This window comes from Paenibacillus sp. strain BS8-2, from assembly GCF_054483835.1.
In genome coordinates, this window is sequence record NZ_CM137010.1 from 864,974 (window position 1) to 883,103 (window position 18,130).

Consider the following 18,130-nt stretch of genomic DNA (forward strand, 5'->3'; position numbering starts at 1 on the left):
AATAAGGTAATAGACTCGGAAATAAGGTTGTAGACTGAGAAAACACAGTATAAGACTGCGCCCCTTCATTCTAACGGGCAGCATAGTTTAATGAATAGCAGTCAATCATTATGGTATAATTAAGAATATCCGTAAAGGTGGTGAGGAGAATGCAAAAGCTCCGTTCTTCTGAAGAACTGATGAATTATATCTCCGACATGAATCGGGATAATTCAGTGTGCCAGTTTTTTATTCCTGGAAAAGGGAGGTTCACACTTGTTCTTCAAGAAGAAGATCAGCAATCAATCAATGCTGATGTATTGGCGAATCCAGAATTAAAAAATATGATCAATGAAAGTCGAGAACAGTACAAACAAGGGCTTGGAATGACGACTTCCGAACTTTTAAAATCTCTTTCTCCTCAGGATTTCGCTAAATGAACGATCGAAATATAATCTGGCTCCCTAGTGTTAGGAGTAAGCTGATACAATTTCGAAGCGATCGTTTTACCCCAGAGGAGACATTAGATTTTATATCCCAGCTTGTTCTAGAAGCCGAGGATTTCTTAGGTAATCCTGTTATTGGAAAGACATATAGAGAAGAACTAGGAGTATATAAAGCCGGCAATTACAAAACGTGTGTAGCGATAAATGAGAATCATGTAGTTGGTTTCATATCAACCGTACATGCATTTGCTGTAGGATCTGCGAATGGTTATCTGCATATAACCGGCCTTGCTGTTCATAATGATTTTCGGCGTCATAGGGTAGGCTCTGAACTGCTGCATCATATTGAAAATTTTGCGAAAGACAGCGAAATAGCCAGCATTATCCTATGTTCTGGGATGAAAAGAACAGATGCCCATACTTTCTATGAGCAAAATGGCTATGACAAAGATTCATACTGTTTTGATAAGACTATTAAACATTAACGTCGCAAACCTTGTGCCCCCTCCCATTCCATCCCCACAACGAAAAGAAAGCGAAGACTCCGCGGCATCCCGCTTTGTCCTCGCCCACTTGCCTGATTGTCAGCCGTTTAATCCCAGCTTCTTGGCGAAAAAAGCATACGCCTTCTCGGAGCAAGCCGGTTCCAACGCTTCCTTGACCTGCCGCTTCGCTTCCTCCAAGGAGAGGCTCTCGCTATCTCCCAGCACAGCTTGCAGCCAAGTCTCCGACGTTTCGTAACACATGCTGCTCCAGCCGCCTTCGTCCCGCTTATCCGAACCGGTGATGACGATATATCCGCCGCTCTGGAGCTCGTTCAACCCTTTGTCGTATTCCTTCTTGTCTTCTTGGGCTCCGAAGCCCGCTTCCTTCCGCAAGCTGCGCGAATCGACGTTGCCCATCTCGCGGATGACGCCATAAATTCGGAATGCCGCTCGCGATAAGGAGCCTGACTCATAACGTTCGTCCACCGTCTGACCGCCCGTCATGAGCGTCTTCACCGCGGGGAACAGCCCGCTCTGGATGAACGCCGCTTTCGAGCCAAAAAATTTACCGTACGCCGCCTTGCCCTCCCCCGCGATCCGGATACGCCACAGCCACGGGTCCGTCTCCTGCTCGGTGTGCCAAGCGCCTTCTTCGGTAACGATCGTCAATGCCGGGTGCTCCGGCACGAGCGCCGCGAAAGGAAAGATCCCATACCGTTCCACAAGCTCCACGAATTGGTCGTAAGTCGTAATCTCCATAGCTGCCTCCCGCTATGCGAACAAGCTGATGAGATTGCCGTCGGGATCGCGAACGATTGCGTAACGCTGTCCCCACACCGCATCCCATGGCTCGCGATGGCCTTCGAAGCCGCTCCCGATAATGGTGCCGTACAACTCGTCCACCGCGGACACGCTCTCGCATAGGAAAGCCAGCTCAATGCGATGGCCTGCCGGTTCCTCCCAGCCGCCATAAATGTCGGCGATCATCTCTTGTTTGTCGAAGGCCAAGCGAACCCCGTCTTGACCCTCCGCCTCGACATGCATCGCATCGTCCGAGCCTTCCGGAATCGACAGCCCCAGCAGCCGATAGAATGCCAGCGCCTTCTTCATATCCTTTGTTACAATGCCGATCATATCCAAACGAATGCCCATACCCATGCGCTCCTTCCGCGCCACCGGAATCTTGCAGAGTCCGATAGCTTTCGGATTTTGTTATTCTTCCTTATTTTACCCTTATTCCCGATAGGTTAATAGGAAAAATAATCATGTTATTGCTGCACATCGGACTGAAGCAATCGCACGATCATGGTCACGGCTTCTGCGCGGGTCGTCGTCGCCATCGGATGAAGCAGGCCGCCGTTCTGCCCTCGCATAATGCCGAGCCCGACTGTCAACGCCATCGGCTTAACGGCCCATGGCGCCAAGCGGTCCCGATCCGCGAAGCCGGTCAATGGCGCTAAGTCACCAGCGCCGACCACCGACTCATCCATCGTCCGAGCAATGATCGCGGCAAGCTCTTGCCTCGCGATCGTCTTGCCGCCGCGGAACGTGCCGTCCTCGTAGCCGCCTACCCACTTGGAGCGGACAGCTTCGCCAACGTAAGGCATCGCCCATTGCGGAATATCGACTTTATCGCGGAAGTCAGCCTGCAGGCTACCGCTTGGTTTCGCGAGCAATGCTTTGACCAGCAGCACGGTCGCTTCTTGACGCGTCACGGGTGCGTCGGGTCTGAACGTCCCGTCCGGGAAGCCCGTCACAAACCCAAGCTCCATTGCCTCTCGAACCGCTGATTCCGACCAGTGGCCGGCGATATCCGAAGGCAGCTTCACAACTGCCCCTGATTTCGCCGTCGCACTCATCCCCGGTGTCAGCTCCCTCAGCTTCAGCGCGGAATCCACCAGCTTTGCCGATGCCAGCTCGATGTCGGCATCGCCGCCCCTGATGCGCTTGAACGTAATCACCGCAAGCTCAAGACTCCCATTCCGCCCAGCGGCCGCGCCGATACTGGTAAACGCCAGCCTCAGCTCGCCGCGGGACAGCAACGGCTTGACCGTAAAGCCTTGCGCCAGAAGCTTCGCGTCCTCAAAGCCCATACGAACGTTATCGAACTTGACCACAAGATCATACGCGTACAGATCCTTGGCATTCTTCAACGAAACGGTTACCTTGATCGCTCCGCCTGCTTCTTCGGAAACGGACAGCCCGAAGCCGTCCGTTTCTGAAGCCGACACCCGCATACCAGGCACGCCGACAAACCCAAGGAACAGGATTGCGACGATGAATACGACAAGCCCTTTTCTCACTATTCTCGCCGCCCCCATTTCTTAACGTCCATAATACCAATCGGATAAAATCATACGAGCAATAGCCGCCAGCGACTGGATTGTAATTTCACCTTGATTCATCACGTCCGCTGCAGCCATCCCTCCCCAGCCTTCATGGGACGAAGTTTTGCCGAAGTAACTCGCCGCGATCGACAAGGTTTGGAGCGTAATGTCCGATTGACCCTGTACAAGCGTAATCCGACTGCCACGGAAGTCTTCGATTGCGTCCTCCAGCTGATCCACTGCGTCATTCAATGCCTGCTGGGATTGACCGTTCTCGTATGCAGCTTCTGCAGCTTCGATTGCCGTATCCAACGCGTCCGCGAATGCTTGCGGATACTGGCCTACCTTCGTGCCTTCTGTCGAATTTGCCGCTAAAGCCTCAGCTTCATCCAATACATCACGCAGCTCATCCTTATTCAAGGAAACCGGAACATTAACCGATGCGTTAAAGGTTTGGACTGCAGCCGACAACGACGTCAGTGCTTCGTTCACGGCAGATTGCGATGCTCCTGCTTGCTCGTAGACAGCTTCCGCTGCTTCGATCACTTGAAGCAACACCGCTCGCGATCCGCTCGGATATTGTCCGGCCGCCGAACCTTCAACCGCATCCTCGTGCAAGTCGTACGCAGCTTCGATCGCGTTGCCTAAAGCCGTTCGATCTGCTGCGAATACAAGAATGTACGCCCTTGCCGAATCCACCGCGATCGCATGCAGCGCCTGATCCTCATCGATAATCTCGAACTTGGCAAGCGACACATTCGTCAAGCCAACAACGGCATCATCCGCAGCCTTGCCATGCAGCTGGAACAGCTCGCCTCCGGCGGTAATCGCGCCGCCAGGCGCGCCGAGCAATAGATTGATCAAACCTTCCTCAGGCTTGATCGCCGTGCCAAGCACCTCCAGACCGGATCGGCTCGTCGTGATTGCCGAACCCGCAAGCTCCAGCAAGCCATCCTGGGCTTCGACCGTTTCGAACGTCAGCGCTTCCGGATTATAGGATACAATGGCTTGAATAGCCGAATACGCATAAGTGCTTTCCGTCACGGATAGGGACAGATCTACAGCCTGGCCTGCATAAGCCTCGCTCGGGCCGTTAAGCTGGACTGCTGGCAGCACTTCCGCCTCATTTGTTGCCGGAACCCCGTAGATCTCGATCTCGAACAACCTTGCCCGATCATCGAATACCGGGTTGCCTTTCGTGATCATCAACCGCAAGCGGTTCGTCGCAATAGGCGCGAAGGTCAGTGCCGTGTATTGTCCATAATAATTGTCTTTGTCATTAGCCGTAACCGAACTGACCGTCTGCCAGACCGAGCCGTCCCATGCCTGAAGCTCAAAATCAGCGAGCTGCATACCTCTGCCGTCGGCTTGCCCGCTCCATAGCCGAGCACCGCTTACCTCATAATCCGCATCCCACTGAAGCTCCATCCAATGAGGGCCAGTGGCTCCTGTGACCCAGCGGTCTGCGGAGGCGTATTTGATTCCATTAACCGCAAGCGTTGGCGGGAAGCTGCCATTCTCGTGGCTCGAGCTTGCCGTCACATCAGCCAGCGGAGCAATATTAGGTGCAGCAGGCGGCGCCGTTATGTCAATGGCGGCCTCGCCCCAGATGCCCGATCCGTCGTTCGCCTCAGCGATTACTTTGACCGAGCCTTGCGACAACGCCGTCAGCATGCCGTCCGCTCCGATGGTGGCGAGAGACGTCGCCGCTCCGTCCATCCCCGCTACGCGCCAAGTCACGGTGCGATCATCCGCGTTCAGCGGCTTGACATCCGTCGTCATCTGCAGCGTTTCGCCCTCGCTCAGCATCGATCTGCGATTCTCGCCGCTTACCTGTACGCCGATGACATAGATCGGTGCTGTTTCGGGTTCCACAGGATTTGGTTCATGCTCCCATACCTGAATTTCGAATATGCGCGCGCCGTTATCGCTCGATTGTGTTGTCGCCGTCCCTTTGGTTACCCAAATCCGGATCTTGTCGGTATGAACAATAGGGAAAACCAAGTCGTTGTATGCGCCGATTCGGCCATCCTTCGTGTTGCCTATCACCGATGCTGCAACCTTCCACTCGCCGTCCTCCCAATATTGCACCTCGTAATCACGAATTTGCCAATTTTCAGATCCGGCTCCAGCACCGCTCCAGAGACGGACACGGTCGATGTCGTAGCTCTCCTCCCAGCTAAGCTCCAGCCAGTGAGGCGCCGTGCTGCCGGCAAGCGTAATCCACCTGCTGCTTCCGTCCAGCGAACCATCAATGGCTAGCGCCGGCGGATAGAGAGGGTTGTTCGAGCTGGCTGTCAGCGTAGCGATACGCGAGAGATCCTGCTTGCCCGGCAGCGGCTCCGGCGGAAGCACCGGCGGCGGCGCCGGAGGGGACACCGTTCCGTATTCGTAAAGCAGCATATCATCGAAGACGACGCTGCCCGTTCCGCTCTGCTTATAGAGATAGATAACGGCGGTCGTATTGGCAGCACCCGTCGTGAACGCCAGCTCTTTGCCCGAGAACGCCGTTCCGCTAACGTGGGCGTCCTTGGACGGATTGCCGTAGTTCTTGATGCCGAAGACCGCAGCTCCGCCATTCAGACCTTTTGCGTATCCCGATAATTTGTAGATGGTGTTAGGCTTCACGGTAATGGTCTGCTCGACACCGGAAACCGCGTTCGTGAGAATGGCCGCTTGCTCGCCGCTTCGTGCGTCTTCGTCCGTGATCGCAGCCTCGCCGAACGTATTGCCCCAGCCGCCGAACGTTTCTTCTTCGAAACCAGGGTTGGCAAGTAGATTCACGATTTCCGCTCCCGGCGGCACTTCTCCCGCAGGCACGCCAGCGCCTTCATACGCGCCGATATTCGGATTGCCCGCAGCTGGAACCGGGTTGCCGTAGAAATCAAATCCTCCGTTGCCTTCGATGAATGTGCCCGCGCCGATCGCAGGCGATCCTTGCAGCAGTTGATAGCCGGCAAGCGTCTCCCTGCCGATTCTTCCCGTACCCGGCGCCGCCAGCAGCGGATCGCCGACGACTTTGTTCGCGTCCATGTTCAAGACGCTTGCCGGATGGTTGCCATAGAACAAGTTGTTGTCGAATACATTGTTCGTGCTGGATCCGAAGTTATAGCCGCCGGAGCCCAGGTTGACGATCAGGTTGTTGGTGTATGTCGTATTGCGAGCCCAGCCGCCCCAATTGAGCGTGTCGACGACCTTGGTGCTCGAGCTCGGCGGAATGTAGACCGTGTTGTTGTAAATGTGGGTGTTGTCCGGCGTGCCGCTGAAGTTGAACACGGCGCCCAGATCGTTCTGGCTGATATTGTATCGAATAATGGTGTTGCGGTTGTAGTTCGTGGCCCCTGTGCCATCGTTAACCGCGAGCGACATACCTCCCGCGTTATTATGGCTGTAGTTGTACTGGATAATGGTTCCTTCGCTTCTGTAATCCGAGTCGTACGCCATCGCGTCCCCGCCCGGATACGTGTTGAACACTTCATTGTTCTGGATGATGGAATCCTTGGATTCGAACACCCAGAGCGGTACGTGGTAGCTCGTCGAACGTTTGTGTGTATCGTACACGACGTTGCGCTCGATGAGGCCATTCGTCGTGTTCAACACGAACGCTCCGTCGCCGCCGATATCGTAGATAACGTTGTCCGATACCGTATTATTGAAGGAGTACGGTCTGCTGCCCCCGTTTAAATATACACCCACGCTGTCCATCGAGTAGATACGATTGTTCCGAATCGTGACGTCCGTTACGACGTAATTCCAGCTGGGATCCCAGACGATAATGCCGCCGTTGTGGGCGTAATCCAGAGCCAGACTGCCCTTCACGCTATGAATGTCCAAGTATTCGAACACAAAATGGCGATATACTCTCGGATTGTTCCAGCCGCCGCTGTTGCCCGCCACATGTACCCCTCTTCGCTCGCCCGGTACCACCGCGCTATTGGTTATTTCCAGATTGCGGACTTCCCAATATTCCTGGCTGTAGAAGTAGACCGCTGCGTCCGCGCCGTTGCCCGCGATAAGCGGCTTGGGTCCTTCGCCGTATTTGTCGATGCTAATGGGACTTCCTTCCGCGCCTGAACCCTTAGGGTACAGAGTTCCCTGCCAAGCTCCGCCCGCCTTGAACAGAATGGTATCTCCCGGCTGGAATACGGTGGCGTTCACCTTGTTGAGCGATTGCCAGGCAGCGCCTTCGCTGGTGCCCGCCGCACCGTCATCTCCGTCCGCCGAATCCACGTAATAGGTGATCCCCGCGCCATCCGCCGCAACCGGCTCCGCGCTCCAGGCAGGAATTCCGATCGCCGCGATTAGAACGACGACAAGCAGCAGATTCAGCCATCTCAGCTTGTTGCTTCTCCACATAAACATATCCTCCTCGGTTTATGAACGAAATAGAAGTCTTGTAAGTAAACGCTTTCATATCGATAAAAAATTATTGTACGCCCGCAATGTCTTGGTCGTATTCCGGCAGCAGAAGGACGATCGCCGCATCCGCCTGGGCTTGAACGTACTCCTCATACTCCCGTTCCACATAAAGCTTTCGGACGATATCCCGCACCTCTTCGTAGACGGGAGGCTCGTCGGGCTGCAAGCCCGTTACGTGGGCAACGATATAACGGCCCGCGGCACGATCGTCAACGACGGAAGGCACCGGCTGGTCCGCCGTGCTTGCCCGCAACGCTTCGTACAGCGCATTCTCGGATCTGTACAGCCTTGATGCGGTCTCCTCGTTCAACTCCAATTCGCCTGAATGAATAACGGACAAGCCGGTAGGAAGCTGTTTATCCTCCACCGTGTGTTCGCCGGCCGCCAGCTGCTCCCGAATCGTCTCTGCGACTCGTAATGCATACGCTCGAAGCGTCTCCGATTCTTCGCCATCATGCCGATAGGCAACGGCTATCGTTTCGTAGGTCAAGCTGCCTTCCATCGGCATAAGCGACGTCTTGATTCCCTCGTAGAACGTCTTCAGCTCCTGCTCGCCCAGCTTTAGTGAGCGCTCCGCCCACACCTCCTTGACTGAAGCAGCCAGCTTGCCGCGGTAGAAATCGATAAAGGAGCTTGCATCAAAGCTTGCCGGTCCGTAGATCGGTTCGCCCTTCGAGACGGCAGCCTCTCGGCGTACGTTCTCCTTCTCCATCTCTACCAAGAGCGAAGCAAAGGATACGTCGTTTACCAAACCAAGCTCGCGTGCCAGCTGCAGCTCTATCTTCATGAGAAGCGCCTCGCGGAATGCTTGGTCCCGAAGCGACTTCATCGGCGTTGTTCCTCTGACGTCACGCTTCCAGAAACCATCGTCCAGGGCGGCGCCGCTCTCCGAAAGATAAGCTTCGATGACCGAAGCCCGATGCAGCTTGGCGAAGTGAGCCAGCTCGGCGGATGATATCGCATCACCATTAATTTCTGCTACAATCACATCCTCCGCAGGCGCGGCAAGGGGCGACTTAACCCAGAAGGCTGCCGCAAGAAGAACGGCCGCTGCCAGCACAACAACGGATATTGTCGATATCGTCTTCTTGCGTCCAGTCATCGCCCTATCCCCCCGCAGACTTGAAGAAAAGCCCGCCGCTTGCCGCGGCGGGCTCGCCCGTTACTTGGTCTTCTGATACCATTCGTTCGCTTCTTTGGTAATATCTTCGCCGCCGATGCTCTTCCATTCTTTGACGAAGTTATCGAAATCATCGATCGCCTTCTTGCCGTAGATCATGCTAATAAACGTATCGCCTTCCAGCTTGACCAGGATGCCGCTCTTCGACTGCATCGCCGGAGTCGGCGCTCCCGTGAATTCCTGAGCGACGGCATCGCCGTTCTTCCAGCCGTCGTCCACGATTTCCGCGGCCTTCAGCGTGCTTGGATTCGACATTGCGGCGCGTTTCTCAGCCGATGTCTTCGGTTCGATGCCTCTGCTGATATTGGCAAGCATCTCTAGGTTGTAGAAAGGATTTTTAAGATCGATAAGTACGTATTTGGCTACGCCGACCTTGCCGCCCGGAATATCTTCCTCGGCGACCGATACGCTGCCGTCCGCTTTGATCGTGTAATCGTAATCCTTCGCCCAACCGTTCTCGAACTCGCTTCCAGCCTCATGAGATACACGGCCGAAGATTCGGTTCAAGTACAGGAACAACGCGTCTACATGGTCAAAATCTTCTTTTACCAGCAATCCTCCGCGCAAGAATGTCGTGTCGCGCATAGCGGACTTGCCATCAAGCGTCGGCAGCGGGTAAGGCAGCATATCCGCGCCTTCTACGTTTTTCTTCAGATCCGGAATCGGCCAGTTCGGCAGCCAATAAGGCGCGACGACCATTCCCACCCGGCCTTGCCCGATCAGCTCGGCCAGCTTGTTCTCGTCATGCAGTCCAGCTTCCTGCGAAATAAATCCTTTGTCATACCACTCGTTCAGCTTGGCAAGTCCGTCCTTCATCTCAGGCAACGTGGAGCCATGAACGAGCTGACCGTCCTTCTCCAGCCATTGATACGGAATCGTGCCATACGGTCCGAACACCCACGTGCTCTCGCCCAGCCAGCCTGCGAACGGGTTCGGGTTGTTGCCGCCAGCGCCTAAGCTGAGTCCCAGCGGAATGATGTTGTTTACGCCGCCTGGTTTCTTGTCCACGAACGCCTGCAGCACCGTCTCCAGCTCCTCGAACGTAGCAGGCGCCTTCAGTCCCAGCTCGTCGAGCCAATCCTGACGAATCCACAGTACACCGTTGTCGTTGCCGGCATGCGCGAAGTTCGGCAACGCCATCTTCTTGCCCTCGTGCGTCACTTGGCTCCACATGAGCGGATGCGAGCTATAGAGCTCCTTCATCCCGTCGGATGCGTATGTTTCGAAGTCGGCCGTAATGTCGCGGTAATGTCCGGACTGGATCAGCTCGTTAATGAGCGCCATATCCTCCGTCATCAGCACGTCCGGCAGCGATTCCTTGGATGTCAGCATCAGGCGTACCTTAGTGGCGAATTGGTCGCCAGGCGATTCCCAAAGGTTCTTGAGCTGAATGCCCAGCTCATCCAGCGCCCACTTCGTATGAACGTTGTTGTCGAGATTCTCTCCGTTCTTGAACTTGAAGGTACCGTCTGTCGCCTTGACCGTCGTGATTGTGACTGGCGGATCGAACTTGTACGTGCCGTTCCGGATTGCATCCGCGTTCGAATCTGCCGCTTCGGTCGGTGCTTGGGTCGCTTCCGCGCCTCCGTCCGGTTTGTTTGTCGCTTGATTTCCGTTCTTTCCGTCGTTCGAGCCTGACGAGCAAGCCGCAAGCATCGTGATCAACATGACTGCTGCCAGCGTAAGCAGCACTGATTTTTTTGCCATCTTGTTACTTGAACCTCCCTTGATTCTGCTGTAGTGAGATGCAACCTAATCTTATTACAGCGCTTTCAGCCGGGTAAGAGATAAAGTTTTAAGATCGTATAGCAAATTGTTAAGATCTGTTAAGCTCGATTATCAAGTGCTGCTTCCGTTGCGGTCGCGGTACATCTGAGGGGTCACGCCGTAATAATATTTGAACAGCTTGCTGAAATAGGGAGGGTTCTGGAAGCCCAGCTGGCCGGACAGCTCGTAGATTCGTATATCCGTCGTGCGAAGCAGCACGCTTGCCTTCTCCATTCGATAACGCATAATAAAGTCGCTGATGTTCTCCTTGGTCTCTTGCTTGTATAGCGAGGACAAGTACGCCGGATGCAAGTCGACATGGTCCGCAATCGCCTGCAGCGAGACGTCGTCCGCAATCCGTCCCTCGATGAACCGATGGATCTTGGCGATGAGCGCGCTCTTGTTATCCTTGAATTCCCGGACATTGGCAGACTCCAAACTCCGCAGCGCCAAGTCCGCCCATTCCATGACAGTATCCAGTCGCGTGAACACGCCCGGCTCCGTCGCGATGTCCGCCTCGAAGCCGGTCAGCTCCATGACCGTTTTGCCTTGCAGGTGTGCCGTATATAGAAAAGCGTTCATTAGCGCATATACGACTTCGTTCACATGCTCTTCCGTGTCCAGCTTCTTCTCGCGAATCTCCGTCTCGAGGCTGGCCATCTTCGCGCGGGCGTCGGCCCATCGTCCAGCTTCGAACAGCTGCTGGAAGCCAGGCGGGGCGTACAGCGAGTCCAGCGATCGGGATTGCTGGCGCGACTCTCCTTCAAGCATGACGGCGCCCTGCTCGCTTCGCGGAATTTTGCGGAACTCGTTAAGCGCCTTGCGGTATTGATCGACGAGCTCAAGCGGGAATACGCGCGGTTCGCCGACCAGCACGGTCACGGCTCCCCGAAGATAACTCCTTACCTTGTCGACAAGCTCCGCAGCCGCAAGCTCCGCCCGCTTGCCCGCATCCGCTTCGAGGGCTTCCCTGTTGTCCTGCAGCAGGAAACACAAGTATCCATTGGCATCCTTGCTCATCCATACGTCAAATTCCCGTTCGAGCAGCTCGCCAGCGATATTGCGTACGGCGTATTCGTGCAGCATCGGATCGCCGATCGCACGCTCAGATTCGTCGATTCGCACCAACAGCATACTTGTCCGTTCTCCGATGCGGAAGTTCAGCATATAATCGTTCATCCGCTCGGTCAGCAGCGCGCTCGGCAGCCGCATCCCCGACAGCAGATCGTTCAGCAAGTTGGTCCGCAGCGCGGGCAGATGGTTGCGAAGCGTATGGCGCGCCTTCTCGAAGGCGTCCATCGCTTCCCACTCCCGCTCCAATACCTCTTTGATACGGGACACTTCCTCCATCAGCTCCTCGTCCTTCACCGGCTTGAGCAAATAGTTGGCCGTCCCGTACGTGATCGCCTTCCTGGCGTATTCGAATTCGCCGTATCCCGACAGCAGAATGCACTTGGTCCGGGGATAATGCTCCTGCACATGCTTGCACAGCTGCAGACCGTCCATGCCCGGCATCCGGATATCCGTTACGACGATATCGATCGGAGCCGATTCCAGAACGGCGATCGCCTCCATACCAGAGCCCGCTTTGTATACCGCTTCGATTCCGATGCTCGCCCAGTCGTTCGCCACCATACTGCCCACGATCATCGGTTCGTCATCCACCAACAACAGCCGACTCATAACCCACGCTCCTCTTCTCCGCTATCCATTCTTCGCTTCGCCACTTCAAGGTTACGCACAAGCCCGTGAGCGTTCCGGAACGCTCGAGTGTCACACCCGCCCCCGGACCGTACCGATGCTTGAGCCGTTGATGCACATTCCATATGCCGCAGCCCGACGTATCCTCCATCGGGAGCTCAAGCTTTGCCGCAAGCGCCTTCATTTCCGAATCGGACATGCCGTTCCCGCTGTCCTCCACGGTCACGATATTCCATCCATCGCAGCTCTGTCCCGTTATTAGAACCAGTCCCTGCCCAAGCGTCGGCTCTACGCCATGCATGATCGCGTTCTCCACCGCCGGCTGCACGATGAGCCGCATGACGGGTTCATGCAACATGTCTTCCGGCACGTGGATCTCAAACCGGATTCTTTCGAGCCTGTATGTATATATCTGCAGATAATGCCGCACCAAATCGATCTCTTCCTTCAGCGTCGCCCGCTGATTCTCGACTCTAGTCGTATACCGGTAATAACCGCCCAGATGATACGCCATTTCCTTGATCACTCCCGTATGCCCCGCTTTGGCGCTTGCCGCGATGAAGGACAGGCAGTTGTACAGAAAATGAGGATTGATCTGCGACTGCAGCTGCTTAAGCGTCGCGAGGCGCGAGCGGTTCTGCTCTTCATACACGTTCTGGACCAAATGCTGGATCTCCCGTCCCATATCGTTGAACCGGTGCATCATATAGTCGAATTCGTTGTGGAACCGCTGGCTGATGCGGAAGCCATAATCCCCGATCTCAAATTGCTTAAGGCCGCGAATCAGCGCGGACAGCGGTTTCTGCACATGCAGGTAAAGCAAGTACGACGCGGCGAGTCCGAGGCCGATCAGCACCAGCATGCTGATATAGAACAGATTGCGGCTGTCGATGACCGGCGCGTGGAACAGCGCCAGCGGCACGTAATCGACAAGCCACGCGTCAAGCTGCGGCACATAGGCGTAGCTCACATAGTTGCGCTGTCCATCGACCTCCATATTCGCGTTGCCGATGTCGTCCAGCTCGCCTTGGAGCAGCCTTGCGCCCAACTCGGCATTCACCTCGTCCTCCTCGACCGAATCGGAGAAGGCTTCGCCCGAGGACGTCAGCAGAAAGCTCTCGCCGGGGTTCTCCACGCTATAGTGACCCAGCATCTCCCTTACATTGTCGATCGGGAATCGTACCTCGAACACTGCATTTACAGTGTTTGGATCGCCCTTGGACAGGTACGGATCCCAGATGAGCAGCTGGTAATAAGGCACCGCATCGCCGCTCTCGCTCTGGAAGCGCCATACGCCGTTCTCCGAACGTTCCAGCAGCGAGGGATCGTACGGCGCGTTTAATCTCGTGGATATCCGGCTTTCGTTAACCGGCAAATAAACGGACAGCTCGTTCGACCAGTGGCTGGAGAAGCTCTGGAGATACAGCTTGTCTTTGACCAGCGACTGATATTCGATCATGTTGTAATAATCTTTGGTGAGCACACTGATCTGCAAATCCAGAATGGACGAATCCCGCGCGAGCACGTTGGAGGACAACGACAGCCGTTCGACGTTGGATTCGATCTGGCTCTTGAGGAAGAGCAGCTGGCTCTCCTTGTATGTTTTCATCTGCTTGTCGATCACTTGGACGCTGGTCGTGCTGAAGTAGGTGTACAGAATAACAGCCGGAATTAGCAGAATAAGTATGACGCCAGTCATCTTGATGAAGATCGGCCTGCTCCGTTTCACGAGAGGTCCCCCTTAATATTTTGACAGCCACCTTTAGGATGTGTTCTATACATCGTTTCGCGGATGCCATACAATTTTCCCAACAACCGGTCTGCATTCGACCATGCACGGCGAGGTTGCGGGGGAGCGTCCGCCATCCCTACCACCACTCTCAGGAGGAAGCCCAATGAAGAATAACGACATTATAGCATCAACTCGGAGAGCGTCAACCGCGAGACTCCAAAAAATCCCTTTCCGCAAAACCTGGAGGCTGCATCTCCTTCTCCTCCCCGCCGTCTTGATCGCGCTTGTATTCAAATACGCCCCCATGCCTGGAATCATCATGGCGTTTCAAGATTTTAAGCCCTGGCTCGGCATCGAACGTTCGCCTTGGATCGGCTGGGACAACTTCAAGTTGATGTTCACGTTGAACGGCACGGTTCAGGTGATCTGGAACACCTTGATCATCTCCGTGCTAAAAATCTTATTCGGCTTAGTCGTACCCGTCTTATTCGCCCTGCTGCTGAACGAGGTTCGCAACATGGGACTCAAGAAGTCGATTCAAACGATGGTCTACTTGCCCCACTTTATGTCTTGGGTTATTCTTGGCGGCATTCTGCTCGACCTGCTGTCGCTCGACGGTATCGTAAACCGGCTGCTGACGGCGCTTCACATCGAACCGATTATGTTCCTCGGAGACGGCAACTGGTTCCGTACGACGGTCATCGTGAGCGATTTGTGGAAGGAATTCGGCTTCTCGGCCATCGTGTTCCTGGCAGCGTTATCCGGCATCAACCCTGACCTGTACGAAGCCGCGGAGATCGACGGCGCGGGCCGGCTGCAGCAGACGATTAATATTACATTGCCGTCGCTGCTCCCGATTATGGTCGTCGTATTCACGTTGTCGCTCGGCAGCATGTTAAGTGCCAACTTCGACCAAATCTACAACCTGATCAATCCGCTCGTACTGGGCAAAGGCGACATTATCGACACATTTGTGTTCCGTTCCTTCCAGGACGGCCAATACAGTCTCTCCACCACCGTCGGCTTGTTCAAGTCTCTGGTCGGCTTCATTCTCATCAGCGGCGGCTACTATGTGGCTTACAAATGGGCCAATTACCGCATTTTCTAATATTCCATCGACGGAGGTAGACCTGCATGTATCACAAGGACCCATCGTATAAAGTGTTTTATTACATCAATCTGGCGCTGCTGCTCTTCATTTCCATCTTGTGCATTCTGCCTATGCTCCACATCTTCGCCGTGTCCCTAAGCGGCAAGTCCGCGGCTGAAGCCAACTTGGTCACCTTCTTCCCAATCGACTTCAACTTCGACAGCTATGCCAAAACGTTCGAGAACGACAACTTCAGCGGCGCGATATGGACGTCGGTGCTTCGTGCCTTGACCGGCACCGCGCTCGGGATGCTAGTCACGATCATGGCCGCCTTCTCCTTGTCCCGGAACAGCACCGAATTCAAAGTCCGCGCGATGTACGTCTGGTTCTTCCTGTTTATCATGATCTTCGATGCAGGGCTTGTTCCCCATTACTTGCTCGTCGAGAAGGTGGGGCTCATCAATTCGTTCTGGGTGCTCATCTTGCCGGGCCTCGTCAACGTGTGGAATATGATTCTGATGATGAACTTCTTCCGCGCGCTGCCGAAGGAGCTGGACGAAGCAGCCATCGTGGACGGGGCGACCTCTTTCCGCATTCTATTCTCCGTCTACTTACCTATCTCGTTGCCCGCTATCGCGACGATCTCGCTGTTCACGATGGTCGGCCACTGGAACAGTTGGTTCGACGGCATGCTGTACTTGCGCTCGCAGGAGCAATGGCCACTCGCCACGCTGCTGCAGACGATCGTCGTCGTGCAGGACTTCAGCAAGACGGGCATAACGCCTGAGGATCTGGAGATGATGTCCAATCGAAGCGTCAAAGCGGCGCAAATTTTCATCGCCATGCTGCCGATTCTCGCGGTGTATCCGCTGCTCCAGCGCTTCTTCGTGAAGGGGATCGTGCTTGGGGCCGTTAAAGAGTAACGCTATTTAAGCGATTATTAGCGATTAGAAACGATTAGAAGCGTGGGAGCGGCGGGCTGGCACTTATCCTGGCGCTCCTTCGTCCGTGGACGAAAAAAGGAGCGATAAGAGTGGAACGATTGCATGTGGATATTTTGGTTGCAGGAGGCGGTATCTCCGGCGTCGCTGCCGCTGTCGCGGCTGCCCGGAACGGCGCGAAGGTCATTCTGTGCCAGGATCGCTCCGTACTTGGAGGGAACGCTTCTTCGGAGATTCGGATGCACATTGTCGGAGCGGCTCATTCCAAGCGGGGTTCGGAGCTTGCGACTGAGGCCAGGGAAGGCGGTATTATCGAAGAGATTCTTCTGGAGAACGCGATACGCAATCCGCAGCGCAGCGCGTCCATGTTCGATCTGATTCTGTACGAAATCTGCAAAACGGAGTCGAATCTGAGCTTAATGCTTAATACCACGGTTACGGGCGCGCAGATGGATGCGAATCGGATCGTATCGGTCCGAGCGGTCAGGGAAAGCACGGAGCATATCTTTGATATATTCGCGGGCATCTTCATCGATTGTACGGGAGACGGTCGTCTTGGCAAAGAAGCAGGCGCGTGGTTCACTACGGGCCGCGAAGGGAAACGGCAATACGGCGAATCGCATGCCACAGAGGAAGGCGATGCCTATCGGCTCGGCTCCTCGCTGTTGTTCACCGCTAGGGACATGGGAAAGCCGATGGCCTATATTCCTCCCCCTTGGGCGAAGCGATACACCGAAGAAGATTTGAAATTTCGCAATCACGACTCCTGGGAGTACGGCTACTGGTGGGTGGAGTTCGGCGGCATGATGGATACCATCGCAGACAACGAGAGAATCCGCGACGAGCTGCTCGCCATTATGCTCGGTGTCTGGGATCACATTAAGAACAGCGGCCATCATCCGGCATCGTCCAACTGGGCGCTCGACTGGTTCGGCTTCTTGCCCGGCAAGCGGGAATCTCGCAGGTTCGTCGGCAGGCATCTGCTGACGCAGTCGGATCTGGAGGAAGCCGTCGACTTTGAGGATGTGCTGGCATACGGCGGCTGGCCGATGGATATGCATCCTCCTCAAGGAATTGAAGCCCGGGAGATGGAGCCCTGCAGCCAGCCCGTGACGAATTATGTCTACGGCATCCCGGCTCGTGCCTTGGCCAGCGCCAACGTGGATAATCTGATGTTCGCGGGACGCAACATCTCCGCGACGCATATCGCCTTCTCCAGCACGCGCGTGATGGCTACCTGCGGGGTAATGGGACAAGGCGCGGGTACGTTCGCGGCGCTTGCGATCTGCAAAGGGCTGTCAGTCAGCGAAGCGCTGGCGAATCCCGACTTCCTTCGGGCAACCCAGCAGACGCTCATCAAACAGGATGCGTTCCTGCCCGGCGTGAAGGCCGCGTCCAATGCGGCCAGCGGCGCGACCGTTCGTGCTTCCACAGAGCAGCCGGGCGGCGAGGCCACGCAGGTGCTGGACGGTTACACCCGCTCCATGCACGGCCCGCGCGGGGTCAAGCCCGGTCTGACGGAGCCCGGAGCCCATCGCTGGATGTCCCGTCCGGAGGATCGTTCGCCTTGGATCGAACTGGAGTGGGAAACGCCGGTATCGCTCCACGAAGTAATGGTCGTGCTCGATACGGGCATGCATCGCAGACTGACGTTAACCTATGAGAACCACCTGTACCGCCAGCAAGTATGGGGAGCGCAGCCGGAGACGCTGAAGGCATTCCGCGTGATCGCCTACTGCAATGATAATCCTGATCTCGGCATTGAAGTGGCACACGTCAAGGACAACTATAAGCGACAGCTCACGTTTCCCGTCGACCTCGCTGGCGTTTGCAGACTCCGGATCGACAACATCGAGACCAACGGATTGGATCACGCGCGTGTATTCGAAATTAGGTGCTGCTAATATTCGTAAACTAGGATTCTCAAGAAACAGGGGGAAGAGTCCGGCGGCAGATTATTTTCGTTTCTTATTGCCTCGCCGCAACTCTGCAAAATCAAACACAGAAAAAGGCTGGACGGAAAACTTTACGTTTTCTCCCCCAACCTTTGATTTCGGGAACCT

At 55.3% G+C, this 18,130-nt stretch carries 13 protein-coding genes; 5 read left to right on the plus strand and 8 right to left on the minus strand.

What is annotated here, in order from left to right; translation table 11 throughout:
- Positions 1-149: 149 nt before the first annotated feature.
- Together ACX1C1_RS03560 and ACX1C1_RS03565 are read left to right on the plus strand one after the other, a co-directional pair.
- Entirely contained in the window at positions 150-419 is a 270-nt protein-coding gene (locus tag ACX1C1_RS03560; protein ID WP_458955794.1) for a hypothetical protein, read from the plus strand.
- Positions 416-910 (plus strand): GNAT family N-acetyltransferase, encoded by a 495-nt coding sequence (locus tag ACX1C1_RS03565; protein WP_458955795.1) that lies wholly within the window; start codon positions 416-418, stop codon positions 908-910. The genes ACX1C1_RS03560 and ACX1C1_RS03565 overlap by 4 nt, the downstream gene beginning before the upstream one ends.
- Positions 911-1,009: 99 nt before the next feature.
- On the opposite strand, the gene ACX1C1_RS03570 is transcribed toward ACX1C1_RS03565, so the two are convergent.
- From ACX1C1_RS03570 to ACX1C1_RS03605, 8 genes are all read right to left on the minus strand, one after another.
- Positions 1,010-1,669 carry an AlkZ-related protein gene (locus ACX1C1_RS03570; protein ID WP_458955796.1) on the minus strand — a complete coding sequence of 220 codons (660 nt, stop codon included), beginning with the start codon at positions 1,667-1,669 and terminating at the stop codon, positions 1,010-1,012.
- A 12-nt stretch (positions 1,670-1,681) separates the two neighbouring features.
- Positions 1,682-2,062 (minus strand): VOC family protein, encoded by a 381-nt coding sequence (locus tag ACX1C1_RS03575; RefSeq protein WP_458955797.1) that lies wholly within the window; start codon positions 2,060-2,062, stop codon positions 1,682-1,684.
- A 116-nt stretch (positions 2,063-2,178) separates the two neighbouring features.
- Complete coding sequence (locus tag ACX1C1_RS03580; RefSeq protein ID WP_458955798.1) at positions 2,179-3,213, minus strand: S-layer homology domain-containing protein; 1,035 nt, start codon at positions 3,211-3,213, stop codon at positions 2,179-2,181.
- Positions 3,214-3,234: 21 nt separating this feature from the next.
- A complete protein-coding gene (locus ACX1C1_RS03585; protein ID WP_458955799.1) occupies positions 3,235-7,593 on the minus strand; it encodes a discoidin domain-containing protein in 4,359 nt (1,452 codons plus the stop codon).
- 70 nt (positions 7,594-7,663) lie between these two features.
- Positions 7,664-8,758 carry a hypothetical protein gene (locus ACX1C1_RS03590; protein WP_458955800.1) on the minus strand — a complete coding sequence of 365 codons (1,095 nt, stop codon included), beginning with the start codon at positions 8,756-8,758 and terminating at the stop codon, positions 7,664-7,666.
- 60 nt (positions 8,759-8,818) lie between these two features.
- Complete coding sequence (locus tag ACX1C1_RS03595; protein WP_458955801.1) at positions 8,819-10,543, minus strand: type 2 periplasmic-binding domain-containing protein; 1,725 nt, start codon at positions 10,541-10,543, stop codon at positions 8,819-8,821.
- A gap of 132 nt (positions 10,544-10,675) precedes the next feature.
- A complete protein-coding gene (locus ACX1C1_RS03600; protein WP_458955802.1) occupies positions 10,676-12,286 on the minus strand; it encodes a response regulator transcription factor in 1,611 nt (536 codons plus the stop codon).
- Positions 12,261-14,033: a sensor histidine kinase gene (locus ACX1C1_RS03605; protein ID WP_458955803.1), complete on the minus strand. Its 1,773-nt coding sequence runs from the start codon at positions 14,031-14,033 to the stop codon at positions 12,261-12,263. Before ACX1C1_RS03605 ends, ACX1C1_RS03600 begins: the two co-directional genes overlap by 26 nt.
- Before the next feature lie 166 nt (positions 14,034-14,199).
- On the opposite strand from ACX1C1_RS03605, the gene ACX1C1_RS03610 reads away from it, so the two are divergent.
- The 3 genes from ACX1C1_RS03610 to ACX1C1_RS03620 all read left to right on the plus strand — a co-directional run bounded on the left by ACX1C1_RS03610 (position 14,200) and on the right by ACX1C1_RS03620 (position 17,971).
- Positions 14,200-15,144: an ABC transporter permease gene (locus tag ACX1C1_RS03610; RefSeq protein WP_458955804.1), complete on the plus strand. Its 945-nt coding sequence runs from the start codon at positions 14,200-14,202 to the stop codon at positions 15,142-15,144.
- Between the two features lie 26 nt (positions 15,145-15,170).
- Positions 15,171-16,049 carry a carbohydrate ABC transporter permease gene (locus ACX1C1_RS03615; RefSeq protein ID WP_458955805.1) on the plus strand — a complete coding sequence of 293 codons (879 nt, stop codon included), beginning with the start codon at positions 15,171-15,173 and terminating at the stop codon, positions 16,047-16,049.
- Positions 16,050-16,159: 110 nt separating this feature from the next.
- Positions 16,160-17,971: an FAD-dependent oxidoreductase gene (locus ACX1C1_RS03620; protein ID WP_458955806.1), complete on the plus strand. Its 1,812-nt coding sequence runs from the start codon at positions 16,160-16,162 to the stop codon at positions 17,969-17,971.
- Positions 17,972-18,130: the final 159 nt, after the last annotated feature.

Coding starts and splice junctions, on each gene's coding strand:
- ACX1C1_RS03560 (WP_458955794.1), top strand. CDS start 150: ATGCAAAAGCTCCGTTCTTCTGAAGAACTGATGAATTATATCTCCGAC.
- ACX1C1_RS03565 (WP_458955795.1), top strand. CDS start 416: ATGAACGATCGAAATATAATCTGGCTCCCTAGTGTTAGGAGTAAGCTG.
- ACX1C1_RS03570 (WP_458955796.1), bottom strand. CDS start 1,669: ATGGAGATTACGACTTACGACCAATTCGTGGAGCTTGTGGAACGGTAT.
- ACX1C1_RS03575 (WP_458955797.1), bottom strand. CDS start 2,062: ATGGGCATTCGTTTGGATATGATCGGCATTGTAACAAAGGATATGAAG.
- ACX1C1_RS03585 (WP_458955799.1), bottom strand. CDS start 7,593: ATGTGGAGAAGCAACAAGCTGAGATGGCTGAATCTGCTGCTTGTCGTC.
- ACX1C1_RS03590 (WP_458955800.1), bottom strand. CDS start 8,758: ATGACTGGACGCAAGAAGACGATATCGACAATATCCGTTGTTGTGCTG.
- ACX1C1_RS03595 (WP_458955801.1), bottom strand. CDS start 10,543: ATGGCAAAAAAATCAGTGCTGCTTACGCTGGCAGCAGTCATGTTGATC.
- ACX1C1_RS03600 (WP_458955802.1), bottom strand. CDS start 12,286: ATGAGTCGGCTGTTGTTGGTGGATGACGAACCGATGATCGTGGGCAGT.
- ACX1C1_RS03610 (WP_458955804.1), top strand. CDS start 14,200: ATGAAGAATAACGACATTATAGCATCAACTCGGAGAGCGTCAACCGCG.
- ACX1C1_RS03615 (WP_458955805.1), top strand. CDS start 15,171: ATGTATCACAAGGACCCATCGTATAAAGTGTTTTATTACATCAATCTG.